The sequence below is a fragment of the Mycoplasmopsis columbina genome, from assembly GCF_900660685.1.
Taxonomy (GTDB): Bacteria; Bacillota_I; Bacilli_A; order Mycoplasmatales; family Metamycoplasmataceae; genus Mycoplasmopsis; species Mycoplasmopsis columbina.
In genome coordinates, this window is sequence record NZ_LR215041.1 from 316,227 (window position 1) to 340,426 (window position 24,200).

At 25.9% G+C, this 24,200-nt stretch carries 7 protein-coding genes; 1 reads left to right on the forward strand and 6 read right to left on the reverse strand.

Going from position 1 to position 24,200, the window contains the following annotated elements:
• Nucleotides 1-9 precede the first annotated feature (9 nt).
• The 4 genes from EXC37_RS01555 to EXC37_RS01570 all read right to left on the reverse strand — a co-directional run bounded on the left by EXC37_RS01555 (nt 10) and on the right by EXC37_RS01570 (nt 5,643).
• Nucleotides 10-1,833, reverse strand: coding sequence for a PhnE/PtxC family ABC transporter permease (locus tag EXC37_RS01555; protein WP_051660730.1), 1,824 nt, complete (start codon nt 1,831-1,833; stop codon nt 10-12).
• Complete coding sequence (locus EXC37_RS01560) at nt 1,820-2,569, reverse strand: phosphonate ABC transporter ATP-binding protein (protein WP_006608361.1); 750 nt, start codon at nt 2,567-2,569, stop codon at nt 1,820-1,822. Before EXC37_RS01560 ends, EXC37_RS01555 begins: the two co-directional genes overlap by 14 nt.
• A gap of 7 nt (nt 2,570-2,576) precedes the next feature.
• Entirely contained in the window at nt 2,577-3,908 is a 1,332-nt protein-coding gene (cypl, locus tag EXC37_RS01565) for an ABC transporter thiamine pyrophosphate-binding lipoprotein p37/Cypl (protein ID WP_029892144.1), read from the reverse strand.
• 184 nt (nt 3,909-4,092) lie between these two features.
• Complete coding sequence (locus tag EXC37_RS01570; RefSeq protein WP_029892145.1) at nt 4,093-5,643, reverse strand: phosphatidylinositol-specific phospholipase C domain-containing protein; 1,551 nt, start codon at nt 5,641-5,643, stop codon at nt 4,093-4,095.
• A gap of 170 nt (nt 5,644-5,813) precedes the next feature.
• Between EXC37_RS01570 and EXC37_RS01575 the strand changes: the two genes are divergently transcribed.
• Nucleotides 5,814-7,073, forward strand: coding sequence for a hypothetical protein (locus EXC37_RS01575; RefSeq protein ID WP_129693833.1), 1,260 nt, complete (start codon nt 5,814-5,816; stop codon nt 7,071-7,073).
• Nucleotides 7,074-7,296: 223 nt separating this feature from the next.
• On the opposite strand, the gene EXC37_RS01580 is transcribed toward EXC37_RS01575, so the two are convergent.
• Together EXC37_RS01580 and EXC37_RS01585 are read right to left on the reverse strand one after the other, a co-directional pair.
• Entirely contained in the window at nt 7,297-15,861 is an 8,565-nt protein-coding gene (locus tag EXC37_RS01580) for a hypothetical protein (RefSeq protein WP_029892148.1), read from the reverse strand.
• On the reverse strand, nt 15,861-24,155 hold the full coding sequence (locus tag EXC37_RS01585; protein ID WP_029892149.1) for a hypothetical protein: 8,295 nt from the start codon (nt 24,153-24,155) through the stop codon (nt 15,861-15,863). The genes EXC37_RS01580 and EXC37_RS01585 overlap by 1 nt, the downstream gene beginning before the upstream one ends.
• Nucleotides 24,156-24,200: the final 45 nt, after the last annotated feature.

The window sequence follows — 24,200 nt, forward strand, 5'->3', positions numbered from 1 at the left end:
AAAATGCAATTATTTCACTAATTGCATTTTTTGTTTTTTCTTTTGTATTAATAAATTAATGTGTTTTCTAATTCAACTATAAAGTAGAATGAAATCACCATCTTTTTTACCTTTTAAGTAGTGATTAATAATAAAAGAACTAAAAACATTGATTGCGAAAATTGTTCAAGTTGCAACTCAGATATAAGCCATTGCTTTATATGGTCTAAATGCTAAGGGATTAAGATATTCTTGTATTTTACTTCCTATTACCAATTCATTATATGAAAAAACACTATAAGTAATTGAATTTCTAAATGCTATTTCAAAATAGAGAAGAAGTAAAGAAAGATAATCATTTTTAATTGCCGGTAACATGTAATGACGATAAATATAAAATTTTGAATAACCTTGCAATTTCAGTGATTTTAAAATTTCTTCATCTACATTGTCAATTGCTTCTCATAACTGTTTCACTAGTGAAGTAGTTTCATTTAGTCCTAAAATTAAAATTAAAAGAAAAAGAGGAGAAGTAAAAATAGGATTAAAAATATAAAAGTAAACTAGTGAAGGAATAACTCTTAAAATGGAATTAAAAATTCTAGTAAAAATTGCTGCATATAAATTATTAATTTTTATAGAACAAAATGGTAACAAAATAAATGTAGTAACAATTGTTAAAGTCAAAGAAAGTATTGCAAATTTAAATGATTGCAAAATTTGTAAAAAAGGATTCAAAGTAATATCGCTACTTGTTAAATTAAAAACACTTCAATCAGGGTTAAATCAGGCTTTAAAGAAATTTTGCAACTGAAATAAATTTTTATAAGCATTTCCTGCTTCAACAAAAACATAAATTGAAAAGAGTGAAATTGTTAGAAGCAAAATTGTTTTAATTATAAATTTTCAATTTTTTTTCTTAGCTAATTGTTCATACAAAGCCAAATCATTTTTCTTTATTTTTTCAAAGTTTATTTTTTGACTTTTACTTTCAAAAAGATATTTTTTGAGAATTAAATTAAGAATTTCTAAGATAATAATCGCACTACTTAAGACAATTAAGGGAATAAGTAATTGATTAAAATTGGCAGTAACACTTGCGCCATGATTAATTAAAACTCCAATTCCCGCAGCACCTAAAGTTGCCAAAATTGATGCTCAACGCATATTTGATTCTGTTGAATATAAAAACAAAGAAATATAACGATTAACTATTCGTGGAAAAATTTCTTTTCGAAAAGCATGAAATTTACTATTTCCTTGATTTAGAGAAACATAAAAAGGAGTGGGATCGATATTTTGAACTATTTCAATGTAATATTTATGCAACCAAAGTCATGAAAATCACATAAATATAAGTAATAAAGCCTTATCTGATTCAAAAACCATAGTAAAAAGCATGATAAAAATTAATTCAGGAATAGCTCTTAAAAATAGCATAATGCCACGAGCAAAAAAACTATAAATTTTATTAGTGAATTGTCTATTCGTACCTAAAGCTGTCAAAGTTGCTAAAAGAAAACCAATAAAAGTTCCGGCAATCGAATATTTAAGAGTGTCAAAGAGTAATTTGAATGAATAAAGTCACAAATTATTCTTTAATTCATCTGCTCCATATGTACTTTGATTAATGGGGCGAAAAAGATTTTTTAAATTATTTATAAAAGTTTTTTGTCCAAATTCATTATTATGTAGTGATCAATCTAAAGTGGCAAATAGATAAATAATAATTGCAACAGAGAAAAAAATTAAAAGTCTTTTATAAATACTTCTTAATTTGTAAGTTGTTGCACTATTTTTACCTTCATATCTATAAAAAAGGATTTTATGTAAAAATTGTTTAATTTTTAGCATTAATAATTTGCTCCAAATCTTTTTGATCTATATTTTCAATTGTAGAATCGAGAGCAATGGTTTTGTTTTTAATTACAATTACACGATCAAAATAATTTTTAATTAAAGATAAATCATGAATATTAACTAAAATAGTTATTTTCTTTTCATTTTTTAAATTTTTTAAAATAGTTAATACTTCTTTAGCACTTTTATTATCTAAATTAGCTGTTGGTTCATCCGCCAAAATTAAATTTACCTTTTTTATAAGTAATTTGGTAATTTCCACTCTTTGTTGTTGACCACCACTTAATTCACTAATACGATAAAAAGCCTTGTCTAAAATGTTCAAACTATCTAAAGTTTGAAAAATATTTATCTTTTGTTCTTTAGTTAAATAACCCAAAATTTTAAAGAAGTAATTTTTATATTGCACTATTGAACGTTTTATGTTTGTATAAACATCATCAGTAAGTAACAAATTAGGTTTTTGCGTTAAAAAACCTAATTGATTCATAATATTTTTTCAATTTTTTTTATTTAAATTTCAAATGTTTTGATTATTAAATTTAACTTCACCTTGAATTGGTTTTAAATTTTTAACTATTGTTTTAAATAAAGTGCTTTTTCCAACTCCTGAATGACCAATGATTGCGACCATTTCGCCTTTTTTAAAGGTTAAATTGATATTCTCTAAAATTACATCTTTACTTTTAGGATATTTAATTTTGAGATTAGAAAGTTCTAAAAAATTCATTTAAAAATTAAATTTCTGGAATTAAATTTTCAGAATATGCTTCTTTATTTTCAGCAAGTAATTGTAATTGAATAAATTTTTTAAAGTTTTCTAAAGATGTTGGCATAAACTTGTTATATCCTGTGTAAATGCCATATGTATTTTCTTCAATGCTTAATGAAGTTAAGGCTTGACTAATTAAATTAATTTGAATTTGACTTAGACCAGCTCTTGCAAATACTGCATCATATGGTGCGGGATTAGTCACAGTTAAAACTCTTACAACATCGTTAGTTTTGCTATCATATTTTTTACCTTCACTTTCAATATATGCAGAAGGTTGGTAATAGCCTTTTGCTCAGTCTCCAGCAGTTCAGTTAAATGCTCCTTCATCATCAAAAGCAATATGTTTTGTTGTTAATCCACTATTAACTTTTCCAATTTGTTCACCAGCTCCAGCTTGTGTGACTAAAGTTTCATTATTTAATTTAGTTTTAATTTCATCAATAGATTTATCAAAGTGTCTTGCTAGTAAAGCAACTTGATATCTATATTTTCCACCGCTACTGTCTTTTCCTTTAATGACACCATGAGACAAGAATTTATCTAAATCTTTTGCTTCTCAATCAGCAATAATTTGTTTTCTTTTTTCTTCATTTCCAGAGATCAAAATAGCACCATGATACATATAAGTTATATTTTTAGATGCGGTTGGTTCATAATAAAATTTTGCATATTTTGATCCATCTCATTGTAATTGTGGATCATTTGTACTTCATGTTGGAAATTCGCCATGAGCGTTAAATTGCAATTGATTTTCTCTTTCTGCAATTAATCTTAATGGATCACTTTCACCACCATCTTTGTAAATACTATCTCCATTATCTGATCAAGTGAATTTTAAAGTTGCAGTTTGTGCAACTAATTGAGGTGTAAATTTTGCTAATTCGGCTTCTGTATCGACTTGTTCAATAAATGCTGAATAGTTTAAAACTGCCACATCTGTATCTAACTTACTACTTTGAAGATTTTGAAGAGTTTGTTGTTTATCATCTGCAACGTTAATTTTAAATTTAACATCAGGTAAATTTTTAGTTTTTTCATCTGCATTTTTTAATTCTTTAAATTTTGTTTCTAATTTTTTTAGAAAATTGGTTTCAACTTCAGTACCTCTAAAACCATCATTGAATCAACTATTTACAAGCGTAATTTCGCTATCCCAATCTCTTTGCTTGTTGTCTAAATCAGTAATTTTAGTAACAGTTTCTTTAGTTGTACATGAAATAGCAACTAAAGGTGTTGCAATAGCAGTCATAGTTAAAAGTGAACTGCTTAAAATCATTTTTTTAGTTTTTGTCATAAATAATATAAAAAAATATCCTCTCAAAATTTAACAGGGGGATATTTTTATTTCTTTATTTTGTATAACTTAAGCGCCGCAAGCATTACCTTGATCCGCCTATAGGTATAATCTCAGCCATTATGTAAATAATAGCACCCCTGTCTCTTTAATTTTATTATAGAAACAATGAAAAATTAAATAACTAATTTTTCTTTTTTGTCTTTTTTATTTTTTTCGCCAAAAAGATAGATAAAAAAATAAAAAAGACAATAGGTATTAGAACAAATCACCAATACCTTTGATTATTTTTGGAATCATGGGAAATATCTTTGTTAGACGAATCATTATTTTTTTCAATTTCTTGATCTTGAATATTTATTTCTTCATCTTTATCTTGATTTGATTTATTTTCATTAGATTCTTCATTTATTGATAAATCATTTTTATTATCATTTAAGTTTAAAATAGTTGTAGAAAGATTAAGTTCATCAATTTTTTTGCGGTTAAAATAAATATTTTCAGGTGTTAACCTATATAAATTAATTTTTAATTCATCATTTAATTTCAAGTCAAAGTTATTTAAAATTAATTCATTATTTTTTATTTTTAAATTTTCTATTAACTCATTATTTATAGTTAAATTAGCAAAAATTTCTAAATTAGAATCAAGATTATCGAAAATTATTTTATTTTTATAAATTTCCTTAATTGATATTTTTTCTTTATTATTTCATGTTCCTAAAAGATTATTATTTAAGTCATATTCACTTATAAAATAATTGCTTTTGATAATTCTTAAAACTAAAGAATCACCAGGAAAATCCATAATAACAAAACCCAGTTGATTAATGTCTGCAGATTCATTGTTTAAATGTTCTAAAAGCTTCAAATTTAAACTACTTGCAGTATCTTGAATTTTTTCACCATTAGCACGATTTAAATAATTAAAACTATAGTTAGGTAAATCTATGTAGGGTTGATTTTGATTAATTTTAGCATAACCCTTTAAATGCTTAATAAAAGCATTAAGTTTGTCACTTTCAGAACCATCATAATTATCTTGTCAAACATTTCTTGATGGATTATTGTATAACAATCCATTTTCGAAATTTGTGCTAATTAAATGATGTAAATGATTAAAAATAAAAATTTTGCCTCTTAAATCTTTAACACTTGGATTAATTCAATTGTTTTTTTCAGTATTTTGAAATAAAAAATTCTTATATTTTTCTTGTCTAAGAAAATTCAAATATTTATTTTCTCAATTTTCTTCTCTATGTGTAATTGAACCATCTTCATCTTTAATTCTTAAGATAATAAATTCAGTTGGATTAGATTTTAAAAAAGTAACATAAGCATCAAAAGCTTTTTCTAAATTTTCGGTTGAATATGTTAAACCATGTCTAATATCTAAACTTCTATCAATTCTCAGGTCAAAAAAGCGAATTCCTTGTTTTAACTGAGTAAGTCAATTTTTACTTTGTGTTTTAGCATAATTTTGTCCAAAAAAATACGCAAATCCACTACCATCAAACATTCCAGAATCATGTGTACCAGGAATGCTTAATTGTCAAAGTTTTTTATTGTCATGTACATCTTTTTGTCATCTAAATAAATTTAGTTGTGTCTCCTGAGAATTTGAAAATGCTTTATTTGAATCATGATAATCAATTTTTTGAACTTGAATACTTAAAGTCGATAAAGTTAAAAATGTTAAAACTGGTAAAGTTACAAGTTTAAATCTTTTTTTCATTAAATTATTTTTCCTTTTTTGATTAAGTATATAAATCTTTAATTTAATTAAAATTTTAACAATTATTCTAAATTTTTAATAATATTGGTAATATTTTAATATTACATATAACTAATAATATATAATTAGCAAAATAAGTAAAACCGATACAATGAAAGGAATTTCATAATATGAGTGATTTAAAGAAAAAAAATAATGAATTTGACAAAATTATTGATCAAGAATTAGGTCAAAATCACAAACAAAAAATTAAAGCTAGACAAGAGGGACATATTTTTGTTGTTGAAGGGGTTAAAGGATTCAAAAAAGCAAAAAACTCTTCTTCAAAACCAAAACCATTCAAAAAAACAGAACCTATTAAAGAACAAAAACACCCAGAAAATTGTCAAGGTTCATGCTGTGTAAAAAAAACAGAACCATCAATTAAAAAAGAAGTTGTGGTAATTAAAGAAGAAGTAAAAGAAGAAAAACATCCTGTTTCATGCAATGGAACATGTTGCAAAAAAGAACCTCTTGCTCCAATTAAAGAAGAAATGGTTGTTTATACATCACCACTTCCAACTGAAGCTAAAGAAGTAGTTGAAAGCGATAAAATCAAAGAACAATTGCCTTGTCCAGCAAGTTGCCAAAATCAATGTTGCAAAGTGATAGAAGTCAAAGAAGTTAAATTAGAAGCTAAAGAAGAAGTAAAAGAAGAAAAACATCCTGTTTCATGCAATGGAACATGTTGCAAAAAAGAACCTCTTGCTCCAATTAAAGAAGAAATGGTTGTTTATACATCACCACTTCCAACTGAAGCTAAAGAAGTAGTTGAAAGCAATAAAATCAAAGAACAATTACCTTGTCCAGCAAATTGTCAAAATCAATGTTGCAAAGTGGTTGAAATCAAAGAAGTTAAATTAGAAGCTAAAGAAGAAGTAAAAGAAGAAAAACATCCTGTTTCATGCAATGGAACATGTTGCAAAAAAGAACCTCTTGCTCCAATTAAAGAAGAAATGGTTGTTTATACATCACCACTTCCAACTGAAGCTAAAAAAGTAGTTGAAAGCAATAAAATCAAAGAACAATTACCTTGTCCAGCAAATTGCCAAAATCAATGTTGCAAAGTGATAGAAGTCAAAGAAGTTAAATCAGAAGCTAAAGAAGAAGTTAAAGAAGAAAAACACCCAGAAAATTGCCAAGGTACTTGTTGTGATCCTAAGGAAACCATAATTATTAAAGAAGAAAAAGAAATTTTAAATAATCACAGTGATAGAAACTATGGTTTATTAAATCTTGTTTGAACTTTAAGAAAAAATCACGAGCAAGAAATTGAAGCTAAAAAACCAAAATATGAAATAGCTGATAAATGATTAGTAAGCTTTTTAATAGTTTTATTATTAGTTGCTCTTATTGTAATTTCATTGTTTCTTATATTCCATTTTATTTAATTAGAACTTAATTATTTTTAGGGAATTTAAATAATTTTTAAATCATTTTATTTAGTTAAATTAATTAAAGAACATTTTCAAAGAAATGTTCTTTTTTTATTGCAATAATTTTGTTTAAAGAAATATTAAAAATAAATAAGTCAATAAAAAAGTGCAACTAATTCATTGCACTTTAAAAAAGTATTTTGATAGATTATTAAAATTAATATTTAAATTCTTGGTATTAATCTATATTAGGACGTGTTCTAATTTTGAAATTAAATGCTCTTGAAGAAGCATTGTAAAGTCCACCAATACGTTGTTGAGCTGAAATATCTTCAATTCTTTGTCCATCACTTCCTGCTCCACCACGTCAATGTTGTTGTTTAGAAGCAACTAAAGTATTTTCTGGATCACTTCCTTCTACAATGATAGTTCTACTATCAATAGATGTAGGGAATAAAAGTCCAAATTCTCTAATGCTGCTTGAACTTGCAGGAAGGAAGAAGTAATTTCTTGGTCAGTTTTTAGTATCAATTTCTCTCACTAATGAATCTGCTCTATTCATTAAATATTCTGATCATTTTTCTGCTGTTCAAACAGGTTTGTATTCTTCAGCAACATTTTGACGATCATAGTTAGAATCTCTAACACTTCTTTTTTTAATGATAAATGATGATTCATATCAATTAGTATATATGTAAATTTTGCCATTTTCTAATTTAAATGAAAAACGATACATATTTAATTGTGAAACTGGCATGGTTCTTTGTAAATCGAAAACTCCAGGATTATTTAATTCTCAGAAAATTGATTCATTTGCTACTAACCGATCATATTCTTCTTTATTGTTATAAGGACTATTTGGTAATGCTTTGTTAAAGTAAGGTGTTCCAATAAAGTTAGCAGGTAAAGCTTCAAGGAAAACTAATTCATTTGTTGCTTCATTAACAGACACTCTTAAAATTTGTTTATCATTATCCATTAATAACGAAGTAAATGGAATAAAATTTCCAATATTACTTACATCATTAACTCTAAGAGTTGTTGCTAATTGATTTTGGAATTCAAATAAGAATTTACCGTTTGGATTATTTTTAAGTTCAGAAGGTTTAAAGACAACTGAATTTTGACCATTAAGTACTTGTTCCTTAATTGCAGCAATAATTTTTCTCTCTGCCTCTTCTTGTGTAGTAACGCTTTCTCAACCAGCATCTTGTAAATCCAAAATAGGAATTCTAGCTAAGAAACCGGCATCTAAGTTTTGATTAAAGAATAAATCGCTAGCTCCATCTTCAAGTCCAACTGTATCAGTTGTATAGAATTTAATAGTTAATTCTTTTTCTTCACTAAATTCGCCAATATTATCAAATGATGGTGTATTTTGAGGTTGATAAATATATTTAACTTTTACTTTAATTTGTCTAAATGCTTCGCTACCACTATTTTCTGGTGTATATCAACTTGAATCAGTTTCAGTTTGATTTTTTAGTAAAACTACTTTAAAGAAGTTTTGATTATAAGTTGATGGTTGTGAAGCATTTGGAATATCAATTTTGGTAAAAGCAAAAGCTTTAAACATATCTAAGAAAGTATCATTATTTGTAATATCTAATTCAGTTAAATTAGTATCTAATGAATTAAGATAAGTAGTAAAGTGTCTTAATAAAACATCATCTTTTGCTCTTACAACTTCATATCTATGATCTTTTGTAAATCCACCTTCATTTGTAACTGGGCTATTTAATTGTTTTAAAAATTGTGATTTATTTTCAACTACAAATTTCATAAATTTAGTTCATTTTGATTCCTGATTATTTGTAAATAAATTATTAATAACAGTTACAAAATTTTCTTTGTTATTTGAATAAAGTTTTTCTGTAGTTTCAACTAAATTATTACCATTTTTCTCAAGACCAATAATATTAATTAATTCATCAAGTTTTTGATTGTAATTGTTTACCAATTCATTTGTAAATTGAGATGGTGAAGCAAATTGTTCATTTAAATACAATTCACTAAAAATTTCTTGTAAACTTAATTTTTGACTAATTAATTTTTTAATAAGATCTTTAAATGTTTCATAGAATGAAGTATATGTTTGATTTACTTTTGATAAATTTTTACCAAATAGTAATAAATTATCCAAGTTTTTATAAGATTCAATTGATGTTAATCTAGTTGTAAGGTCTTCTCTTGCTTTTTCAATTTGAATTTTTAGATTATTGTTAAATTCTTCTTGTAAAGATGAAAGATAATTGTTATCTAGATAACTATTATCATCATCCATTGTTGCAAGAGTAAGTGGCTTAAATGCTTCAACAATTTTATTAATTAATTCACTATCATTTAAATAGTTCTCTAATGATGTATAGTCAACATTAATTGCAGTTTCTAATTGATCTTTATCAATGTTTTTAACTAAATTATTTTGTAAATTGTACATTTGAGCGATGAAATCGTTGCTAAATGTATCAATTGTGTTAAAGTTCTGAGTAAATGGTAATAAAAAGTCAGTTGCAAAATCCCTTGTTGCATCAACTTTTACATAATTAATGATTAAACTATTATTAAAATTAGCTTTTTCAAATTTGCTTAAGAAATATGAACCTGCATAAAGCGCTTCATAAAGAGAATTAAAAGTTTTGTCGCTATTATCTGTTGTGTAAATTGAATTTACGATGTTTAATCATGTATTTTTATCATTTTCATTTTCAACAGTTTTATTAATTTTTCAAGCAAATGCGCTATCAACGTATTTATCTCTTTCTGTTGAATTTATATTTGTTACAACTTCATTAGCATTACCCCGAGCATTGAAAGCTTGGAAATTATTTTTAAGATAATTTCATGTACTTAAAACATTATTTCTCTTTACTTCTAAACCTTCATTATAAATTTTAGAAATTTGAAGATTTAGTTGGTTAATTGCAGCAGTTAATTTTGCGTTAATTTTTTCTACTGCTGAGGTTTCTTCATCTAATTGATAATTAGAGAATTCTTGATTAGTTAATTCGGTGATAGCTTTTTCTTCAAATTCTGGAAGTTTTAAATTGCTATATTTTTCATTAATAATGTTTAGTAGATTTTGAGCTCTTGTTTTAGTTTTATTTAAATCAATTTTTTTAGACTCGATAATTTCATTAATCGCTGTGATAATTTCAAATTGTTTTAAGACTTTATCAACTTCATTATTATTAAGATTTTTGTTAGCATTTTCAGCTTGAATTAATAAGGTATTTAAATCATCATATTTAGTTCTAGTTGTATCACTATCTAAATATGTATTAATTCCAATTGCTTTATATGTAAGATAATTTTGACCACTATTAATGTATTTTCTTAATTCAACTGCATTTTCATAGATATTAGGAATTGATGTATTTTCATTTGTTTTATCTAAGTATTTGCTTTTAAGTACTTCAAAGTTACGTATTGATTGTTCACCTTGATTTAATTCTCTAATAAATTCTTCAAATTTTGCATTTAAAACTTCTTTTTCATCATCAATTAAAATGTTGTTTGAATTTAATTTATTTCTTAATTCTGCATAAGTATTGAGTAATTTTAGTTTTTCATGTTTGATTTGAATTTCAACTTTTTTGACATCAATTTGTTCAGGAGTCACTTTTTGTGTATAAAGCTGTTCTGCATTAGCAATTAAAGTTTTTAGTTCATTTTTTTCATCTCTCAATTGATAATCTGAACCCAAAGTGTTAGTATATTCTTCAGCACTTTTAATAGTCTTAGCCAAATTTAAATAATTAGTTGTTGGATTTTTTAATCAAGTTTTAAAATCTTCAACCAATGTATTAAGTTCATCAAAACTAGTTGCTGAAGTATTGTCTTCCTCATATTTATCTAATCTAGTTTTAAGTTTTAAGTAAACTTCTTGAAAACTTGTATTTAAATTTTCATATGTGTCATCATTTAAATCTTGTTTATAGTTTTCAAATATAACATGATTTTCTTTTCTTTTTGTTGCAGTACTTTTCGCAACATTAAGAGCATTAATTAAACGATCAATATTATCATTTATTTCAACATTATTTGCATCATTATCATAAGACTTAGTTGGAATATTGTTTCACAAGGCATTAATTAGATAGTTTGCATCTGTCAATACACCTAAATATGAATCACGTTGATAATCTTCAATTTGTGTTGCAATTTCATTTTCTTTTGTGACTAACTCTTTGGCTTTTAAAGCACGTTCCTTCATTCTAAGTAAGTGTGCTTGATCTTGTGTACCACTTGAATTAATGGTATTTGTTTGAATTCTATCTAATCAACGATCTACATTGACTCTATAACTTGTGTTTCCATTGATGCTATTTTTGCTATTGAAATTAGTGGTTGCCAAAATAGCTTTTGCTTCACGAATAATATTTTCAATCTCAGTAGCTAAATTTAATTTATTAGTTAGTTCAGTGATTTGATTTGAAATTTGATCAAGATCAGAACCATTATTTGTATTACTTGCATAATTATTTTTTGCTTGCACAATTAAATTATTAAGTTGAGTACGGTATTCAATAACGGCAGGTGAAGAATTATTTTCTGCTGTTGTCAGAGCATCATTTGCTAATTTAACTTTTGCAGCTAATTCAACTGTTTTGTCTAAGTTGAGAGCAATATTATCAATTTTTTGACTAATTTCATTCAATGGATCCATGGTAGTTGCAGCTGAATTTGTTTTAAGTAATTCATCTAATTTAGAATTAATTAATTCTTCTGCTTCAGGATCAACTCCACCAGGAATTGCAGCTAATTTTTCTCTAAATTTATTTCTTAGTCCAATTCTTGCATCTTCGATATTTTCAGCATTTCTACTTCTAATTTCAGAAAGAGTTGATTCATTTGCTAATTGTTTCTTCAACTCTTCTTTACGTTGAATTAAATCACTGTAATTATTTGTTGAATTAGGAAGAGAATTGTTAAGTGCTTGAGTTAATTTTTCAAGTGTTGTTTTTTGTGCTTCTCTTTCAACAGGATCAGTTGTATTTTCAATAGTAGAAATTTTATCAGCTGTTCTTTTTTGTTCAACAACTAATGAAAATTCTTGTTCTGCTTTAGCAAGCAATTCTTTAGCTTGAGCCTCATTTAAAGAAGGATTATTTAATCTTTGAGTTAAATCATTAATAAATTCTTCGGCTGAATTTTTAACTTGTAAGTGTGAGTTACTATTTCCAAATTCAGGATCATTAACATATTCTCTAATTTTTCTTAGTTGTTCAAGTGCTAAATCTTTAGCATAAGCAACTTTTAATTTATTTTCAAAATTGTTTATGCCCTCGATAGTTGCTGGATTTGAAATTTTGTATTGTTCATATTCTATAACAACTCTATCATAATTTGGGAAAGATGCATTAGGATCTACATTTTTAATACCTGTAATTGATTGATCAATATTAGTTTTAATTTGATCTATGTTGGCAACAGCAGCATCATAATTTGCTTGATTTTTATCTCTTGTAGCTTCTAATTGATTTCTGTTTTCATTTATATCATTTTGAGCAGCTTTAATTTCATAAATTGAATATTTATTTGTAGTATCATCAAGCATATTTTGATATTTATTTTTAAGAGTATTTATATTAGTTAAAACATCACTAAAAATTGCTTTTGGTTCTTGTGCATCAGTTAAAACATTATCTAAAGCAAGAATTTGATTTTCTAAAAGTTTTTTTTCATCAGCAATTTGCATTGCTTTTTTGATATTTGCTATTTTTTGAGCAACAATTGCTTCTGTATCAGTAGGAAGAGGTAAATTTTTTTCAATTTGTGCTTTTAAATAAGCAGCGGTTTTTGGATTATTTTTAGTAAGTTCTTTTTGTTTTGCAATTGCTTCTTTTAAAGCATCAACAAGAGGAATTTGTTTTTCAACTACATTGCTCATGTTTTTTACATTTTCAGGATCGTTTGATGCTTGTAATTTTTCAGTTTCTTGATCAATTTTTGTTAAAGCTTCATTTAATTTATTATCAATTTCATCACTTTCAGTTGAGGATTTTGCTTGAAGAAAAGTGTTAAAATATGCTAATTTGTCTTTTGATGATGCTAATGTTAAATCATCTTTAGCATCATTTAAATTAACTTCTTGTGCAGAAATTGTAGTTAAAGCAGGAATTTGATCACCAACAAAAACATTTTTAATTATTTGATCAACGTTGGCAATGGTTTCTTCAGCTTGATCAATAGCATTTTGTGTTTTAGCCATTGAATAAGGAGAATTTTCTACTTCATCAATTTGATTTAATAATTGTTGTTTGTTAATTTCAAGATTTTTAACAATAGGTGCAGCATTTTTAAGCTTAATAATTTCATCTAATAATTCATCTTTTTGTTCATCAGATAAATTACCAAGTTGTGCAACTTTATCTTTTAGTTCATTTCATTTGTTTCTTAGTGAACTTTCTCCAAGACTTTGTTCTCCCTCTTCATCACCATAGTTGTTATTAATTGCATCAAGAGCATTTTGTAATTCATTTGCAAAAGCAATATCTGTTTGATCGTCATTTAAATTATTTAAAAGTACACTAAGTTCTTTTTGAGTTTGAGCAATTTTATCTTTATTTGCAAAAGGATCACTGAATAATTCTTCAAGTTGTTTTTTCAAAGCATCAATTTCATCTTGTTTTTCAGCAACTTTTTGTTTTAAAGTTGAGCTATTTTCAGCAGATGCTAAAATCTCATCTAATTCAACACCTAAATTAGCCAATTTATTTAATTCAATCGCATTTTCTCTTAATGAATTTAATTTATCATTTATTTCATCAAATTTTTTAAGATCTGCTTGCGATGCAATTCCAGCATCTATTTTATTTTTTAATTGTGCTAATTGATCATTTAATTGATTATTTAAATCAATTTGTTTTTTTGTATAGCTGTTGTATTCAAAATTTTCTTCTTGATTTGGATTATAAACTTTATCAAGATAAATTGAAGTATTATCAGCATTAGTTTTAGTTTTGTGATATTCAATAAACAAGGTTATTGCATTTAATTTTGCATCATATCTTTTAATAATTGTAGTTAAAAGAGGTGATGGAAGAGGATTAAAATAATTTACATATTTTTCATGTATTTCATTTAAAGTTTCTAATTCTTCAATTATGTCGCTAAATTCGTTTTCATTTTGTGTTTTTAATTCATTTTTAATTTGATCAACTTTAGCAAAAAGAAGATGGAAATATGTTTTTTGATTACTTCTAAATTGTGCTTCTAATAAATCTGTTTTAGTAACTAACTCATCACTATTTATTTTTTGATTTGCTTGAAGTTCAACTGCTTGATTTAATAAATTAGAATAAATTGTAGCAATTTCATTACTCATAAAGGTGCTACGATTTAATTCCTGATTAATTTTTAATTCCTTAGTTAAATTATTTAAAGCAACTCTCTTCTCAATTTCTTTAGTTAATGAATCAATAATTTTATCTAATTTGTTATTTAAATCTTTAGTATTTTGTGAAATTGAACTAATGAAATTATTAATTTCTTTTTGATAAAAATCTTTTCTTTCATAAGTGATAATACTATCAGTAAAACGACTATTTAAGATAGAATTCAATTTAACAATTTTTTTGTCTAAATTAGTAATTAAAGCAATCTCTGTTGTCAATTTATTTTTAAAACCAATGAATTGATCTTTGTATTCTTCATTTACATCATCAAGTTTGTCATATGAGATATTAATATTGTGTTCAAAATAATTTCTTTTAAGAGCATTATAAATTAATGATTTTAAGTAGTTTGTGCCATTAAGGGCATGAACAACAAAAGATTTTAAATTATTTCTAAGTTCAGGCATACTTCTTGAATTGTCTAAAAGCATTGTTAAATAAACATTAAGTTGTGATTTAATGTCTTTAAATTCGTTTAATGAAGTAGCGGCACTAACTTGATTTTTAATATCTTTGACATATTCTTGAGTTTTGATTGCGTAATATTTATCAAGAACATTTGATTTTGTTGCTTCTTGAATTTGATTAATAATTTCAAAAATTTCTTGATGTGTAATTCTTAAATCAATATTGTCTTCTTTATATTGATTAGTTAAATTATCAAGTGAGTTTTTGTTTAACACAATTTCATTTTTACTGAAGTTGTTGGCTAAAAGTTGATCTTTGATTTTATTAATATAAATGTTGAAATAATTTTGCAAGACAATAGTAGGTAAAGTTTGACTAAAGTAAATATTTTCCTCAAAAGTATTAGCAAGTGGACTTACGGGATAAAGAGTCGATTGAATAATATCATTTTGTTGATTTAAGTATTTATTTAATTTATCAGCAAATTGTTGTAGAAAATTATAAATTTGATCTTTAGTGCGAGTATTTAATTGCCCTAAAGTGTTTGGTTGAGTTAATTTTTCACTTTTAAAATTATCAAAGAGATCATTTTCTCTAATTCTATTTTGTTGATTCTCTAGAACTTTTTTTAATAATTTTAATTCATTGAAAGTTAATGTATTGTTTTTGGCATAGTCTAAATATGCTGTTAACAAGGCACTTTGGTAATTATTAGTATTTTCTAAAACATTTGTTAAGCCTAATTTAGATTCTTTTCATGAATCATCAGCCAATTTTTCTAAATAAGATAAATTTGCTTGAGTGGTTTGATCAAAAATAAAATCGTTTTTATTTTTATTGTATAACTCTTTACTTTCGACATAATTTTTGTAAAGTCCTGATTCTGTGCTATTTTCATTTCTATATGTTCGACTCATTAATAGTCCTGCAGTAGCTGCCAAACCAGCAGCACTTGCTAAACCTAAAGCACCTAAAAGTAAGATTTTTTTACTCATTAGTTTCCTCCTTGTGTATTATTTGTCTCATTAGTTCTATCAACATGTAATTTCATTTGAAAATCAAATTTATCTAATAAGTTGAATAAGTTTTCTCTACCTAAATTCATGTTATCGAAGTAATTTCCATTATCTCTAAAGACAACATATTTGGGATCGGTATTGTATCTTGGTCACTGATCAATTTTATTAACAACTTGAGCAGCTAAAAACTTACTAAAGTTTCTTGAAGCAATGTTTAAATCATTATTAGCATCAGTAATGAATTGATTAATTGAATCAGCATGTGGTGTTATGAAGACTGTTTCATTTTTATCACGAGCAGTTGATCCATCAGGTGTAGAACCTAAAACAAAAGCTTGATTACCAGTTTCTGCTACACTAATACCACCACCATTTGCATTTCTAAAAGCAAAATATATGTTTAGAGCAGAAATTTTACCTTGTGTTGCAGTAATTGCATCTGGATTTTGAGCGATAAGTGGAATGAAAACAGAAATACCTAATGAATGGGTATATTTTCTTGTGTTTCTATCATATGAAAAATCAGCTGATAGAGGTTTTCAGTAGATAAAAGTGTCTCCATTACTATCTCTTACTGGAATATATTTTGTTACTTCAGTAGATCCATAAGTAGGATATCTTAAGTTAAATGTTGCATCATCTTTAAATTTAATTTTAAATCTTAAGTTAGGAGTTGAAGTTGAGCCTCTTTGATCTGTATCATTAAGATTAACATTTACATTTTCTGTAAAGTATGAAAGATTATTTTTAATTAAATTCAATGTTCCATATTCATTAAAAGAAGCAATAAGATTTGGTAGTGTAGCATAAGCATTTCATCCAGCATCATTGATGTGGAATAATGGAGCAGTATTCATGTTTTCTTTAGTTTCAATAAGAGATTTGTCAAAATGAATTAAATCTAAAGTTTTGAAGGTAATTAAAACATCTCTTTCTAAATGTTGGAATGAAGTAACATCATTGAAAATATTTGTATTATCAATAGGTGGTTGATAAACAAATCTAAGATTTACTTTAACTTTTTTAATTGAGGTATCAGTTTGTAAAAAAGTTTGAGTAAATGATTCATCAGTTTGTTCTTTAAATAAATATACTTTAACGTTTTCGTTATATGGATTTTGTCCTTTAACAAGAGGAAATGCGTTGAAGTATTCAAGTAAAGGTGAAGAAGAAGATATTTCAAGAGCATCGTAAGTGTTTGCACCCGCTGTGAAAGTAGTTTTATTTGTAGCTAATTCATTTACTTTATTAACAAAAACTTCGCTTAAATATTCATCTTTTGCATTAATTAATTTTGAATTTCTTGTACCGTTTGTTGTTTGAGTTAAGTAATTAAAGAATAATCTTTTATTACTTTCATTAAGCAGTCATAGTCTAAGGTTATTAGAAATTTTAAGTGTATTTTTAAGTGAAAGTAACTGATTTCTTAAGGAACTTTGTAAAGGAATTAAGACATTTCCAGCAGCTTGATCAATATTTCTTGCAATTGTTGATTGAACTGAATAGAAATTAATAATATCTTCAAAGAATTGTGAATTTGTTAAATTGTTAAATGGCGCTTCGTTTTTAGCGATTAGATTTAACATATTTGCAAAATTAGTTCTCTTAGTTATGTAAGTAGTGTTAGTTTGTTTTAGACCACTTGTATTTTCTGAACCATAAATAAGATTATTTAATGTTACATATGCATTTTTAATGTGATTATTAATATATTCAACAAAATTTCTATAATTTGTTTCTCTTTGAGCTTTAATTTCTTCACTTAAATCCATGTTGTAGTCAATAGAACCCAATGATGGATTTAAAGCTGCATTAAGTTGCTCTTGATTATTTGTTGCATAATTACGTAACTCTTCAAATTTTGTACGATAAGAACTAATATTTTCATCAAATTGTGTTTTAAATAAAGCTTTGATTAAATCATTAATATTAGTTTCATTACTATTATTGTTTTCGGTTGTCTCTAATTCATTGTAAAAAGCTCTCAATTCTGTTCTAGTTGAAGAAGAAGTATTTCTTGCAACACCAATTAATTGAGTAAAGTAATTCTCTAAATCTTGTGAGATAATGCCATAAGAACCATTTAATTTTTCTTGATAGTTTGAAACATCAATTGAATCATTTGAACTTAATGCATTAGTAGCTCTTTGGATAGTTTCGCTAGTATTATTTAATAATTCATCAGTTATACCAGCAATAATTTTTGCATAAGTTTTATCATCAGAATTATCTTTAAAGAAATTAACATATTTTTCAATTAATTCTTTAATTGATTTTAATCTATTTTTTTCTCAAGTTACAAGACGATTTACTTGTTCATTAGACTTAACTTTTGAAGTTGCTATTTTTTCATTTGCACTTGAAATATCGCCAGAATTTGAAACTCTATAGTTTTCTAAATTTCTAATAGCATTTTCTTCAAAATCAGACATAATTGGTGTAAATTGTCCACTGTCAATAGCAGGATATATTTGATAAAAATCTTTTATATTTTTTGCAATTTGTAATTGTTCTAAAATTTCTTTATTTTTCTGATTTTTTAATTGTGCAATTATTCCAGTTAATTCATTTTTTATTTTGTCATAAGCTTCATATTTTTCAGCTTCAACTATTAAAATATTATTTTTATTTTGTGCAAGAACAACATTTTTATTTTCTGCATTTGAGATAATTTCATTTAATTTTGTGTAAAGAGTTTGCATTTCCACGCTTTCGTTCTCTACACTTTCAACTGTTCAACTTTTTGCTTCAATAATTGCATTATGAAGATTTTTAGCTGTATCAATAGCTGTTAAATAACTATATTTACCTCTACCACTTACGTAAGTATTCAATAGTTTTTGGTAATTTTCTTCATTTTCAAGTGAGGAATTTTCTCTTAATTCAACAAGCATTAAATCTAATATTTTTTGAATTGAAGCTTTTTCATTATTAGTTAAATTGTCAATTGTATTAGCATCAGTTTGAAAATTAACTACTAAATTGTTTGTAGCTTTAGCATATTCAAGCATAAAAGTTAATCTTGCTTTTAATCTATCAATTAATGCTTTTTGTTTATTAATTTCAGTAATGTCAATATTTTGAACATATTTTGTCACACCATCAGCAATTGCTGTATTTAAATCATTTTTAGCACTAACTAAATTTTGATTATTTTTAATATCATCTACTTCACTATCTAAAGAATTAATTGCTATTCTTGCAGCATCAATGCTTTCAGCAAGTTGTTTATAAGTACTATAAGCATTTACTACTCTTCTTACTTCCTCATCAATATCTATTAAGGTAAGGAAGTTATCGACTGTGGTAATTGTTGTATTTTTATTGTTATAGAAGTCAGTTAGAGCAGTTTTTAATTCATTGTATTTAACTTCATTACCTAAGTCTTGTAATTGACTAACTTTTACTCCTAAAACTTCAGTTTCTTTATTAATGTATTCAATTAATGTTTTTCTAGTTTTATAAACATTAATTTTTGCGTCATATTCTCTAATTAAACGATTTTGCGCATTTTCTAAACTTTTTAAGTCATTATTCAAATCGGGTACAGAAAGAAGAATAGAATCAGCAATATTTTTTGCATCTCATTCAAAACCATAATTTGGATATGAATTATCAGCAACGATTTCTTTTTGTCCGATGGTAGTAATATTATTTTCAACATTTCCATCAATGTATTTTTTCTCTAAGTCTAATAAAGAAGATGCTCTACGTAATAATACGGTGTTTGATTTAATTAAAATACTATCCACATTTTCTGATGAAGTAATTTCATTTTTTTGCTTTTCAATGTAGGCTTCAAATTTTTCTTTAGCTTGTTGTGGAGTTAAATCAATATTTCCTTGAGGATAATTAATTAAAGCTAATTTAGCTTTAGCTTCTTTATATTCATTTAAAAAGTCATTTAAAGCATTAGCTGAGTCTAACAACTGAGCTAAATCATTATTTGCATCTTTTAATGTAGCAGCATCAGGGTTTCTAAAACTATCTCTAGCTTTAGTTAATGCATCACTTAATTTTTGTTGAATTTCTGTTTCGAATGGATCTTTTTCTTCTTCAGGTTTAACAGCAAGGCGATCAATAATATCTTGTGTTTGTTTAGTTTTTTGAGCTAATTCTAACAATGACGTTTTATTGCTTTCTAATTTTAATAAATCATTGTGCACGTCTGCAACAGAAGGTTTATCAGCGGCAGAATCAACGTTGTTTACAAAACCATCCAAAATACTATTAAGAGCTTCTTTTAAGGCTGGATCATAACTATTGGCTGGATCTTCTGGATTGGAAGCATTAGCAGGAGTTAATAAATTATTTAATTCATCTCTTTTTTCTTGAATTTTGGCTTTTTCCGCAGTTTTAACTTCATCTAATTCACGATATTCGTCTAATGAAGCTTTTAAGTCCACAGTTTTGTTTTGAATTTCATTTGGTGTTGATGAATCTGTTGGAAGAGTAGAAATTAATTTTTCCTTTAATGGAGTTAAATCATTTTGATTAGTTGTCGTATTTAAGTATTCAATTGTTTCTTTTTGCTCTTGAGCAAGATCTTGAAGTTTTTGAACTGTTTCTTTTAAATTATTAATGTTAGTTAAATCACTAGGACTAGTTGCATTAGATACTTGTTCTTTCAAAGCAGCAATAGTTTCTTCCATTTTGCTTTTCGCTTGTTGTGCTTGTGGAAAATCGGCTTTGGCATTAGTAGTATCAAAAGTAGCAACTTTGGCTTCTAAATCAGCAATCTTTTTGTTTACAACATCTTTATTAAATTCAAGTTGTAATTTTGCATAAATTTCATTTAAATCATCAAACGATGTAGAATCAGCATTTTCTTTTGCTAAGAAATCGTCATAAAGTGCCTGTAAAAGTGGCGCTTCTGTTAAACCTTCATTTCTCATTGCAGCATCAAGTGATGCTTTTTTATCTTTAATTTTTTGAACTAAAGCATTGTAACTATTTTCAATTCTAGTTTTTTCGTTTTGCGCTGCAGACAGGGTGATTTGGGCTTCTTCGGTTTTACTTCTTAGTGCATTTAATGAAGAATCTTTAGAATTTAGAATTCTTTCATATTCAGTAATTTTGGCATCTAGTGCTTCTGCTTCAGCACTAAAAATAGTTTTATTTTTCTCAGCGGCAGTATAGACTGCTTTTAATTTGACAATTTCATCTTTTAAATCTTGACGTGCTCTAATTTTGGCTAGTTCTGCATCGAGGTTGTTAATTTTGTTATTAATTTGAGCGTTATTATCATCTGAATTAAGAGTTGAATTAAGAATTATGTCTTTTAAAATTTGAGCAGATTCTGGTTGATTTTCAGTGTCAATTTCTGCATAAGTATCTAAAGCTTCTTTTAATTTTTGTGCTAATTTCATTTGACGTTCAATTTCGGCAGTTAAAAGATCCAATTCTTCTGGTGTTGCTTTAGGATCTTGATTTAACAATTGATCTTTTTTATCTAACAATGCTTGAATTGAATTATTTACCTGTGAAAATGGTTCAATGGTCAAATCATGTTTATTAAGTTTTAATTCATCGACAGCATTTTTAAGTTTTGTTGCAGCAATTTGATAAAGTAAATTTTCTTCTTGAGCTCTTAAGTTATCAGCTAAATTTTGATAATCTTGATAGCTATCTGCATTTTTTGGATTTTGATCATTAATCTCATTGAAAAAATTATTAGCTTGATTTAAAAGATTTTGTGCGTTGTTTAAATCATCATTAGGGAAATTATTGTTATTTGGCAATTCTTTAGTTTTTTTAATAATTTCTGCTAATTTATTTTTATTAACTTCATAATCATATGCTTTTTGCACATTATTAGCCATATCAATCATTAACTGTTTAGCAGCTTCACGATCTTCTTTTGGTAAAGATAAATCAAGAACTTTTTCTTTTAAATTGTTTAATTGTTCTTTTAATTTAGCTTGTAATGGAGTATCTTGAATTCCAGTTTTTGCAGGTGCAAAAGTATTGTTAATAGCTTTTAGAGCTTGTCTATAAGCTGAATCGGAATCATATTGTGATTTTTTACGGTAATAGTCATCCAATGCATTTCTTAATTGTTCATTAACATTTAGAGGATCTTCTTGATCTGGAGCAGCAAATACATTACGTGCATCATTCATTAATTTTTTAATTTGTTTAAGTTCGACTGCTAACTGGTTTTTTAAGTCAGTATCATCATCGATTTTATCCATTTCTGCAACTGCTTCTTTAAAAGTATCTTCTAAATTTTTAGTACTATCAAGTTTAGATTCAATATCGTTCATTTGCTCTTGAATTTCTGCCATTCTAGCAAGTTTTTCATTTAGAGGCAAACTACTGTCTAATGAAAGAGCAATTGCTTCACTTTGCAATTGATTTAATCTATTTACTAATTCTTGGTGAGCAGGATCAGTTGGATTAAATTTTTGATCAATTTTCTCACGAATTACATCTTTTAATTCTTCAATTTGATTTAAATTTTGTGAAAGAAGAATTTTTTCTCTTAACTCTGTATATTGTGCAATTTTTTGTTGTAATTCAGCTCTAGTTGCTGTTGAATTTGTTAATGCTAAAGGAGCGGATGATTTATTAAGTTCTACTAATTTAACTAACAATTCTTTGTCAGCTTTAATATGCGCTGCAATTTCATCAGTTTTGCTAATTCATAAATTTAATTCATGTTTATTGATTAATCTTTCAAGATTTGAATAGTTTTCAAATAAATTACCTAGATTATCAACTGAATCAGATTTTTCAAGAACATTTTTTACTTTTTCTTGTAAATTTTTAATTTGTGTTGTTCATTTGTCATTAACATTTTCAGGATTAATAGGATCAATTAATTTAGAATAATCATCTAAAGAAGTCTCTAACTGTTTTTCTAAGATAACAAACTGATCTTTTAATGCTTGATTGGCGTAAATTAATTTGGCATAACTATTTTCTAAATTAGCAATAGTTTCAATTAAATCTGATATTTTTTCAGTTTTAAGCATTTTTTCATTGATTTGTGTCACAAATGAATCGAGATCATTTTTACTTAAAATGTTGTTTGTTTGTCCTTTATTTAGTTTATTAATTAAATTAGAATGTGATAAGTTAGCGGTTTTAAGATAGAAAGCATTATTAAAGAAATTGATTTTTAAATCAATTAATTGAGCAGATGTTAATTTTGAATTTTCTAATTTATTAGTTACACTATTTAAAAGATCTTGATATTTTTGAGTAAAAATATCACTAATTTCATTATTTGTAAGTTGTTCTTTAATGTTTAACACTAATGAATTAATGTCATTTTTAATTTCTTCTTCACTAGCAAAATAAGAAGCACTATTGGTTAAAATGAATGAAATTAATTCATTAGCATTGTTTAATCCTTCGTTATTATTAAGTGTTAAAACATTAAAGTTTTTATCAACTTGTGATCTTAAATCATCTAATTGACGGAATAAAAGATTTTTTGTTGTTTGCTCTAATTGTGTTTCATTTAGAATTGCTTTAGCTTCATAAATCTTGTTAATTAAAGCTATATAATTTTGATTTTGTTCTTTGCTTAAATTTAATGAACTTTCAAGAATTTCATTTAAAACCTTGTCAAAAAGATAAGATAAAACTTGCACGTTATCACGAGTATATTCAGGTGAGTTTAAAAGTTCTTCGGTTTCTTTTAAAAGTTGTGAAAGACTGTTGTATTCATCAAGAGTAATTTTTAATTCTTTGGTTCTGTACTCATGTAAAAGTTTATATAGTTTTACTTCCAATTCAATGCTAATTTCATTTTGTTGTTCAATTAAAGAGCTAGTTTGTTCAAAGAATTTATCAAGATTTTTGCTTTCTTTATATTCTTTAAAAACAATTTCATAATCACTTTTAAGATCGGGACTTTTAATTAAACTTGCTAACTGTGAAAAGATTTTCTCGTTTTCTTCTTGATTTAAATTCTGTTTAAGACTTTGTCTAATTAAACTTTTTATAACTTTTTCTCTTAAAGCATTTCTTTGAATTAACATATCTTTAGTTGAAGAATTTTTATTTGTTAACAACTGACTTGCAAATTGAATTTCAGTTAGAAGTTCGTCTTTATCCTTTTTGTCTAAAGAAGATTTATTCAAGTAATCAATTGCTTTTTTAGTTTCTTCATCCAATTGTTTAAAAGGTGTTATCTTTTCAATTTGCTGATTATCTTTCCTTGAATTTTTTAATAATAAAATTGCAATTGTACTTAAACCAACAGCGGGAATAAGTAAAGCGGCTGCACCAATTGCTAAGGCTTTTCCTGTTTTTTTCATAAACTATCCTTTCGTTTCTATGTTTTATTTTTAATGTACTTCCTA